9 protein-coding genes are annotated in these 9,145 nt (G+C 44.3%); 8 read left to right on the plus strand and 1 reads right to left on the minus strand.

All coding sequences use genetic code 11. The features are described from left to right. The first annotated feature begins 511 nt into the window (after window positions 1-511). The 8 genes from nuoH to F6J94_RS24765 all read left to right on the plus strand — a co-directional run bounded on the left by nuoH (window position 512) and on the right by F6J94_RS24765 (window position 8,471). On the plus strand, window positions 512-1,630 hold the full coding sequence (gene nuoH / locus F6J94_RS24730) for an NADH-quinone oxidoreductase subunit NuoH (RefSeq protein WP_293019321.1): 1,119 nt from the start codon (window positions 512-514) through the stop codon (window positions 1,628-1,630). A gap of 189 nt (window positions 1,631-1,819) precedes the next feature. Beyond that, window positions 1,820-2,422: an NAD(P)H-quinone oxidoreductase subunit I gene (gene ndhI / locus F6J94_RS24735; protein WP_293045028.1), complete on the plus strand. Its 603-nt coding sequence runs from the start codon at window positions 1,820-1,822 to the stop codon at window positions 2,420-2,422. Between the two features lie 307 nt (window positions 2,423-2,729). Further along, window positions 2,730-3,344 carry an NADH-quinone oxidoreductase subunit J gene (locus F6J94_RS24740; protein WP_293045017.1) on the plus strand — a complete coding sequence of 205 codons (615 nt, stop codon included), beginning with the start codon at window positions 2,730-2,732 and terminating at the stop codon, window positions 3,342-3,344. Between the two features lie 122 nt (window positions 3,345-3,466). Continuing rightward, complete coding sequence (gene nuoK / locus F6J94_RS24745) at window positions 3,467-3,778, plus strand: NADH-quinone oxidoreductase subunit NuoK (RefSeq protein ID WP_008185025.1); 312 nt, start codon at window positions 3,467-3,469, stop codon at window positions 3,776-3,778. A 319-nt stretch (window positions 3,779-4,097) separates the two neighbouring features. Further along, window positions 4,098-4,790 carry a rhomboid family intramembrane serine protease gene (locus F6J94_RS24750; RefSeq protein WP_293045019.1) on the plus strand — a complete coding sequence of 231 codons (693 nt, stop codon included), beginning with the start codon at window positions 4,098-4,100 and terminating at the stop codon, window positions 4,788-4,790. Between the two features lie 407 nt (window positions 4,791-5,197). After that, entirely contained in the window at window positions 5,198-6,604 is a 1,407-nt protein-coding gene (gene leuC / locus F6J94_RS24755; RefSeq protein ID WP_293045021.1) for a 3-isopropylmalate dehydratase large subunit, read from the plus strand. Between the two features lie 11 nt (window positions 6,605-6,615). Then, the gene (leuD, locus tag F6J94_RS24760; RefSeq protein ID WP_293019315.1) at window positions 6,616-7,218 is read left to right on the plus strand and encodes a 3-isopropylmalate dehydratase small subunit; all 603 of its coding nucleotides are present in this window, start codon (window positions 6,616-6,618) and stop codon (window positions 7,216-7,218) included. A 227-nt stretch (window positions 7,219-7,445) separates the two neighbouring features. Beyond that, window positions 7,446-8,471: an N-acetylmuramoyl-L-alanine amidase-like domain-containing protein gene (locus tag F6J94_RS24765; protein ID WP_293045023.1), complete on the plus strand. Its 1,026-nt coding sequence runs from the start codon at window positions 7,446-7,448 to the stop codon at window positions 8,469-8,471. Between the two features lie 183 nt (window positions 8,472-8,654). On the opposite strand, the gene F6J94_RS24770 is transcribed toward F6J94_RS24765, so the two are convergent. Continuing rightward, the coding region (locus tag F6J94_RS24770; RefSeq protein ID WP_293045025.1) for a glycine--tRNA ligase subunit alpha at window positions 8,655-9,145 on the minus strand (491 nt) is incomplete at its 5' end.

Genomic DNA, 9,145 nt, shown 5'->3' on the forward strand with positions numbered 1-9,145 from the left:
GGGTCAGAAGTTACCCCAGCGAGCAATCCCTCGCTGGGGCAGCCTTTATGGTTGGTCGGCTATGGGTAAAAGGGTTAAAACTTTATGATTAAGGCCAGAGACGAAACCTTAGGAGAGTGGAGCCTTTATGGTTAGTCGGTTATGGGTAAAAGGGTTAAAACTTTATGATTAAGGCTCCACTCTCCTTACGGTAACTTCAAACCTTATTTTAAGGTTTCGTCTCCGGGCTGTGTGGGTCACCTGCGTCCGCACAATAGGCGCCCCGTCTCCCGCGTGCATAAGCGGGTATAACGGGAGAGGAATTGCTCTTAAGGATAAAAACAATAGCGATAGACCTATCCTAGCAATGCTTTAGATCTAGGATAGACAAGGAGTGATTGGGTGATGGGGAGAAATTAAGCTGTCAAGTATATACTAGACACTGAAGTTCTCAAAAAATCTTAATAAAGAAACTTCTAGCCACTGATACCAGCGGTATCGATGGTCTCAATCATAACGTTTATCGGAAAACATGAATCAAGGAATTGACCTCCAAAGCCGTTTTATTCAATCGCTGAGTGATCTAGGCATCCCCGCTGGTGCAGCCAAAGCCATTTGGATGCCATTACCCCTATTTCTGATGATTACCGTTGCCACCGTAGGGGTTTTGGTAGTGGTTTGGTTAGAACGAAAAATTTCTGCTGCTGCTCAACAGCGCATTGGTCCAGAATACGCTGGACCTCTAGGGGTACTCCAGCCTGTAGCAGATGGAATCAAACTCGTCTTCAAAGAAGATGTTATTCCAGCCAAATCGGACTCTTTATTATTCACCCTCGGACCAATCCTGGTTGTGCTGCCGGTATTTATCTCCTACCTGATTGTACCGTTTGGACAGAACTTGGTAATTACCAATGTCGGCACAGGCATATTCCTGTGGATTGCCCTGTCGAGCATTCAGCCGATTGGTCTGTTAATGTCTGGCTACGCCTCTAATAATAAGTATTCCTTACTCGGAGGCTTAAGAGCTGCAGCTCAGTCTATCAGTTACGAGATTCCTCTAGCATTAGCGGTTCTAGCTGTTGTCATGATGTCCAACAGCCTCAGCACCATTGACATCGTTGATCAGCAATCGGGATACGGCATTCTAGGTTGGAATGTCTGGCGTCAACCAGTGGGTTTCCTAATTTTTTGGATTTCGGCCTTGGCAGAATGCGAGCGACTCCCCTTTGACTTACCCGAAGCAGAAGAAGAACTGGTAGCTGGGTATCAGACAGAATACGCCGGGATGAAATTTGGTTTGTTCTATGTCGGTTCCTACGTCAATCTCGTGTTGTCAGCCTTGCTAGTAGCAGTGCTCTATCTGGGTGGGTGGGAATTCCCCATTCCTCTGGATAAGCTTGCGGGCTGGCTAGGGGTGAGTGAAACCAGTTCCTGGTTGCAGGTGATTACTGCCTCTTTAGGGATTACCATGACCCTGCTCAAGGCTTACTTCCTGATCTTTACAGCTATTCTGTTACGCTGGACACTGCCTCGGGTTCGGATTGACCAATTGCTTAACTTAGGCTGGAAGTTTCTACTACCAGTAGCTTTGGTAAATCTTCTATTAACTGCTGCTCTTAAATTGGCATTTCCAATTGCCTTTGGTGGTTAGTTATTAGTTATATCAAGTCCGTTTAATTTATAATTTTTGAGTAAAAAAACAGGATAAATCCATACTCATAAGTAGTAAAACGGACAGGATATAATTAGGAAAAAGTCCATAATTGAGAATTCATAAATCAGTACCACAATACTCAGCAATACAATCAAGACAAGAGAGAGACACTAAACTATTATTATGCTGAAGTTCCTCAAACAGGTTGGCGACTACGCTAAAGAAACTGTGCAGGCTGCTCGCTACATTGGTCAAGGGATATCGGTGACTTTTGATCACATGCAACGGCGTCCCATTACAGTACAATACCCTTACGAAAAACTAATCCCCTCTGAGCGCTATCGCGGTCGGATTCATTTTGAATTTGATAAGTGTATTTCCTGCGAAGTTTGTGTGCGGGTTTGTCCGATTAACTTGCCAGTGGTAGATTACGAGTTTGATAAAGCTACTAAGAAAAAAAATCTCAAGCACTACAGTATAGATTTCGGAGTTTGTATTTTCTGTGCTAACTGCATTGAATACTGCCCCACTAACTGTCTATCAGCGACGGAAGAGTATGAAATTTCTACCTACGACCGTCATGAGTTGAACTATGATAATGTAGCCCTGGGACGCCTCCCCTATAAAGTTACCCAAGACCCGATGGTAACTCCTCTACGGGAATTGGCTTATCTACCGAAGGGGGTTATGGATCCTCATGATTTGCCAGCAGGTTCTAAACGGGCTGGTATGCGCCCAGAGGAAATTCTCGAGCAAATGGAATCAAAGGAAGAAGACGTTAAGAGTTAGTTGTTAGTCATTGGTCTTTTCAAGGTTGAAGGTTGTTCGCGTAGCGTGGCCTTTTGGCCAAGGTTCAAGGTTGAAGGTTGTTCGCGTAGCGTGGCCTTTTGGCCAAGGTTCAAGGTTCAAGGTTCAAGGTTGTTCGCGTAGCGTGGCCTTTTGGCCAAGGTTCAAGGTTGAAGGGTGAAGGTTAACTATCAAATAGTTAATACTAACTGTTAACTAGTGAAGGTTAACTAGTGACTTTTGACTGTGACCAATGACTTATCACTAATAACGATTAGCCAAAAATACATCACGAGGAGATAAGTTAAGCATGAATCTAGCGGAAGGGGTTCAGTTAATTTCTGTTGCCATACTATCGGTGATCATGATTGGGGCGGCTTTAGGGGTTGTCCTTCTTTCCAACATTGTATACTCAGCCTTTTTACTGGCTGGTGTTTTCATCGGTATTTCTGGATTGTATATTCTGCTAAATGCTGACTTTGTAGCAGCAGCACAGATATTAATCTATGTTGGGGCGGTCAATGTCCTAATTTTATTTGCCATCATGTTGGTGAATAAGCGAGAGGATTTTACACCAATGACTAAGCGCTGGGTGCGCACTGGGTCAACGGCCATAGTCTGTATTGGTTTGTTTGCGCTTCTGAGTACAATGGTTTTGGTAACGTCATGGTCAGTCGAAACTGAGCCAGCTATGGTTGTTACTAATACTGCTGTGGAGATTGGTCAGCATTTTTTCAGTGACTTTTTATTGCCGTTTGAGCTAGCTTCTGTACTTTTGTTAATGGCAATGGTAGGGGCAATAATCATAGCTCGTCGGGATTATATTCCTGAGGAATTGGTTTCGAGAGATCAGGAAATTGCTACAGCTTTGACCTTGCCTGAGCGTCCTCGGGAACTTGCTTCTGTGCCAGGGGATTCTAAATAAGACAACAGTTTAGTATTTGTTAGTGTTTGGTTGACGGTTGACAGTCAACGCTCAATGGTAAACAACCAACCACTAATTACCCATTGAAAAACTACTATTCCCTACATAAAACATCATAATTTATGGAACTTCAACTCCAATACTTTTTACTGCTTGCTGCTGCTTTGTTTTGCATTGGTATTTATGGTCTAGTGACTAGCCGCAATGCCGTGCGAGTGCTGATGTCTATTGAGCTAATGCTGAATGCGGTCAACCTTAATTTAATGGGGTTTTCTAATTTTATGGACTCAGCAGGGATTAAGGGTCAAGTGTTTACCGTGTTTGTAATTACGGTAGCAGCTGCAGAAGCAGCGGTAGGTTTAGCTATTGTGCTGTCGATATATCGTAATCGGGATACGGTGGATATGGAACAATTTAATCTGCTGAAGTGGTAGATTAGCCAAAAGCTAAATAGAATATGGCGTTGCTCAATTGTGGCATGATTGAGGGTAAGTGGTAACTGGTAACTTGTAACTGACCCAACTAGACTTAATATTATTCCTTAGATCAGCAACGCCAAAATCTAGCAATCATCAATCAGCTGACTTATTATAGTTAACCAATAAAGTTTTAGTTGACTTGAGATAAAGTGTGATCATAGACGGGAGTTGAAAACTGACTGCTTAGCCAAAAATCAAATATTAGTTAATTTTGTAAACTTGCCTTAGAATATGGTGTGACTATTTCGGTGAACTCATAAAATAAAAAATACTTATGGTACCCCTAAGAGACGAAAACCCAATCACAATCACGCCATATATTACTATACTTATGATTGTTATTAATATTATAGTCTTTATTTATGAACTGAGGTTAAGTAAACCAGAACTCGACACGTTTTTTAGGCTTTATGCTGTGGTACCTAGGGAGTTAACCGCTAGCTTCCAGGGTTTTCCTGTGGGCCAGCCTGTGCCAGAACCCTTGACTCTGATCACATCCCAATTTCTCCATGCTGGCTTTCTTCATATTGGCTCCAATATGTTATTTTTGTGGATTTTTGGTAACAACATTGAAGAAAAACTTGGGGGGATAAGGTTCTTAATTTTTTATCTCACTTGTGGGGCTTTAGCAGCCTTAGCTCAATGGTTTTTCTCGGCAGGATCTATTATTCCTGCTTTAGGAGCTAGTGGAGCAATTGCTGGAGTTATGGGGGCCTATATTATCAGGTTTCCTAATGCAAAAATCCTAACTCTGGTCCCGCTATTTTTCATATTTTTCGTGGCTAGGATACCAGCTGTATTTTATCTAGGGTTTTGGTTTTTACAGCAAGCATTTAATGGCATAGCCAGTCTGGGAGCTCAGGCTCAGGTGGGAATGGAGGGTGGGGGAATTGCTTACTGGGCCCATGCTGGTGGATTTGTGTTCGGAGCTATCCTTGGTCCAATCTTAGGTTTATTTGATGATTAGTCATTGGTGGGGAGGCATAAGCATTCAGCGGTCAGCAGTCAGCAGTCAGCAGTCAGCGGTCAGCGGTCAGCAGTCAGCAGTCAGCTTTCCGTAACACAGATTAAACAAATGCTTACCGGTTTTATTCACTGGTTTTATTCAAAAGCTGTTATCGTAGGTTGCCCATAGCCCATAAGCTAAATGCTGATCGCTAATGGCACCTCAAGTACCGTGGCACAGGCCACAAGCGCTGTGATGTAGCCCATAAGCTGATAGCTGATAGCTGAATACTTATGGGGACGCTGTTAATTTTTTTACCAAGATTGTCAAATATGTGTTGAAAATAACATATTTTAGAATAAAATGTAGAATCTGGGGATAAAATACATTACCCCTGTCTTGGATTCCAGGTAAGAAGCCTTTTCTAAATGAGCGCGAGAACACTGTTTGACAAAGTTTGGGATTTACATAGTGTTGGCACGTTGCCTTCGGGTCAGACTCAACTATTTATTGGTTTACACTTAATTCACGAGGTTACCAGTCCCCAAGCCTTTGCGATGCTGCGGGAACGGGGATTGAAGGTGCTGTTTCCAGAACGAACCGTGGCAACGGTAGACCATATTGTTCCGACGGAAAACCAAGCTCGTCCGTTTGCTGATGTCTTGGCAGAGGAGATGATGCAAGCTTTGGAAAACAGTAGTAAGGAGTTTGGGATTCGATTTTATAATATCGGCTCTGGCAATCAGGGCATTGTCCATGTGATTGCTCCAGAACAAGGGTTGACTCAGCCAGGCATGACGGTGGCCTGTGGAGATTCCCATACTTCTACTCATGGTGCGTTTGGTGCGATCGCATTTGGCATTGGGACTTCTCAAGTCCGTGATGTCTTAGCTTCCCAAACCTTGGCCTTGTCTAAGCTTAAGGTTCGCAAAATAGAAGTTAATGGTAGTTTACGCCCAGGAGTTTACCCGAAAGATGTAATCTTACACATCATCCGGACGTTGGGGGTCAAAGGTGGAGTTGGCTATGCCTATGAATATGCTGGTACTACCTTTGAGCAGATGTCGATGGAAGGACGGATGACTGTGTGTAATATGTCCATCGAGGGGGGAGCTCGGTGCGGCTACGTTAACCCGGATCAGGTAACGTTTGATTATCTTAAGGGCAAAGATTTTGCTCCCAAGGGCGCAGATTGGGATCAGGCGGTGGCTTGGTGGAACAGTATCCGGTCCGATCAAGATGCGGTATATGATGATGTGGTTAGGTTTGAGGCGGCGGACATTGCGCCTACAGTGACCTGGGGGATTACACCGGGTCAAGGAATTGCCGTTAATGAAACTATTCCGATACCGGAGAATTTGCCAGAAACAGAAAGAGCGATCGCACAACAAGCCTATGAGTACATGCAGCTAACTCCAGGCACAGAGATTCAAGGCACAAAGGTGGATGTGTGTTTTATCGGTAGCTGCACCAATGGTAGACTGACTGACCTGCGAGAAGCCGCTAAATTTGCTCAAGGTCATCATGTGGCTGAGGGAGTCAAAGCCTTTGTGGTTCCAGGTTCGGAACGGGTCAAGCAAGAAGCGGAAGCCGAAGGACTCGATCAAGTCTTTGTCGAGGCTGGGTTTGAGTGGCGAGAGCCGGGATGCTCGATGTGTTTGGCAATGAATCCTGATAAACTCCAAGGGAGTCAGATTAGCGCTTCCTCTTCTAACCGTAATTTTAAAGGTCGTCAGGGGTCTGCCACAGGACGGACGTTGTTGATGAGTCCAGCAATGGTTGTAGCCGCAGCGGTTAAAGGGGAAGTGGCTGATGTTCGGGAGTTGATGGTATAGGAGCAGGTCTGATGAGTAGTGAAGTAAAGATGATTACCGGAACAGGAATTCCTGTAGTAGGGAATGATATCGACACCGACCGGATTATCCCAGCTCGATTTTTGCGCTGTGTGACCTTTGATGGTCTCGGACAACAGGTTTTTGTTGATGACCGCGCTCAAGCTAACGGACAACATCCCTTTGACCAACCCCAGTATCAAGGTGCAACGGTTTTAGTAGTAAATGGTAACTTTGGCTGTGGGTCTTCACGGGAACATGCCCCTCAAGCGATCGCGAGATGGGGGATTCAAGGAATTGTCGGAGAGAGTTTTGCCGAAATCTTTTTTGGTAACTGCTTGGCGATGGGGCTTCCCTGTGTGACCGCTGATTCGGAAACCGTGAAGCAATTACAGACAAGCCTCCATGAGAATCCTGAAATCCCGATGACCTTGGATTTGGAAGAGATGCAAGTCTATTGTGGTGAGTTGCAGGCTTCTGTGTTTATGGAGGATGGACCAAGAAACATGCTGCTGACTGGAACTTGGGATACTTGTGGACAACTGGTTGCTCAAGTAGAAGCGATTCGGGCGACAACCGCTAGGTTGCCTTATATGGATTGGGGAGTTGTTTCTTAAGCAAAGGGAACAGGGAATAGGGAACAGGGAACAGGCAGTAGGGAGTAGGGAATATGGCATCAAAAATTATCACAATTCATCTAGGATTCCTATAGAAACAATAATTAGCGTTTTTGACATTACCCAAAATCATTCTATGTCTTGATGCAGCGCTAGTTGATTAACTCTTGCCTGTTGCCTGTTGCCTTTGCTTTAAATAGATTGGGTTAAAGGTTTTAGGTTGAATAATGAAAGAAAGCTTGAGGCTAGCTGCGGTTTTGTATATACTCACGTGTTGTGTGGCTTCTGGTTTAGAATCTCAAGCTACTGTTGAGTCCGAATCTGGTAAACTAGGCCATAAACGATTAATTACTAGCAAATTAATTACTAGCACTATATCCGAATCATTAAAGGATAGGGCTGAGTCACTGATGATAGCCCAATTTCCCCCACCAGAAATTAGTGACCCAGCCGATAAAAAGCGTTTCGAGCAGGTGATGGAGTATGCGATCGCAAACCACTTGTCTGAGCGTCCGCTCCCAGAGATCATGCAAGCGATCGCACAGCAATTTCTGGGCGCAAGCTACAAAGCTCACTTATTAGACCAATCCAGCCAAGAAACCCTAGTTATCACTCTCAATGAATTTGACTGCGTCCTGTTTGTCGAAACAATTCTAGCCCTAGCGCGAGGGATAGCCCTAAAAGATTATTCTCAGCAGACCTTTGTCAATCACCTTCGTGACCAGCGTTATGGGAATGGTAATCTAAATGGCTATTGCAGCCGATTACACTATTTCTCTCAATGGATTGATGACAATCAGAGAAGGGGCACAGTTAAAAACATAGCGCTAAAGTTAGGAGGAGTATCCCGCCAGAAAACCCTCAACTACATGAGTAAACACAGGGGTAAGTACCCATCTTTGGCCAGGGATGAGGCCAATTACCAGTGTATTGTAGCCATGGAAGCTAATCTCAAGCAGACAACTATTAATTTCATTCCCCATGATCAGATTAGGAAAGCCTACAATCAACTGCAACCAGGGGATATCATTGGCATTGCTACTACTATTCCTGGTATAGATGTCACCCACACTGGCTTAGTCTATCGTACTGCTGAGGGGAATATGGGTTTTATTCATGCATCACCTGCTGGTAGAGTCACCATTGCCCGTGATTTACAACGGTATGCCAGACATGTTAGACATTCCCTCGGGATTGTAGTGGCTCGACCCATTAATCCAGCAATTCCAAGCACTGACAATATCCTCCATTAACAAGCGTCGAGAAAACCAGAACTTACCCAGTAAATCTACCTTTAGCTTGCCTTAATAACTCACCCTACTACCTATATTTGATGCCCATTTTTGCGTAAGTCCTGGCGAATAGGCTCTCAGTCGTGATTACTGGTAGGAATACCTTGCTGCTACCGATTGGGTCAGGCTCTTTGTGTAGTAGATTCAAGCTATAGTCTGTTTATTCAGCGGGAACCCTAACATCTCCCGTTGTTCCAAATAGAGTTGAGCCACTCGCCTCGCTAGATTGCGAATTCTGCCAATATAACGAGTGCGCTCAGTTACTGAAATCACACCCCTAGCGTCCAGTAAGTTGAAAGTGTGAGAACACTTCAGAACGTAGTCTAGTGTAGGCATAACAAGTCCTCGTGTGCTGAGTTGTTCTGCCTCTTGCTCATAAAGACCAAATAGCGTGAACAGTAAATCTGGGTTAGAGGATTCAAAATTATAAGTACATTGTTCAACTTCTCCCTGAAGGTGAACATCTCCATAGCTAATTTGGTCATTCCACTGGATTTTAGTAAAGGCCTCTACTTCCTGGAGATACATAGCTAATCGTTCCAAACCATAGGTGATCTCAATGGGTACAGGACGACAATCAATGCCACCACACTGTTGGAAGTAGGTAAATTGGGTAATTTCCATGCCATCTAACC

Origin of the sequence: Moorena sp. SIO1F2, from assembly GCF_010672755.1 — a bacterium.
Lineage (GTDB): Bacteria > Cyanobacteriota > Cyanobacteriia > Cyanobacteriales > Coleofasciculaceae > Moorena.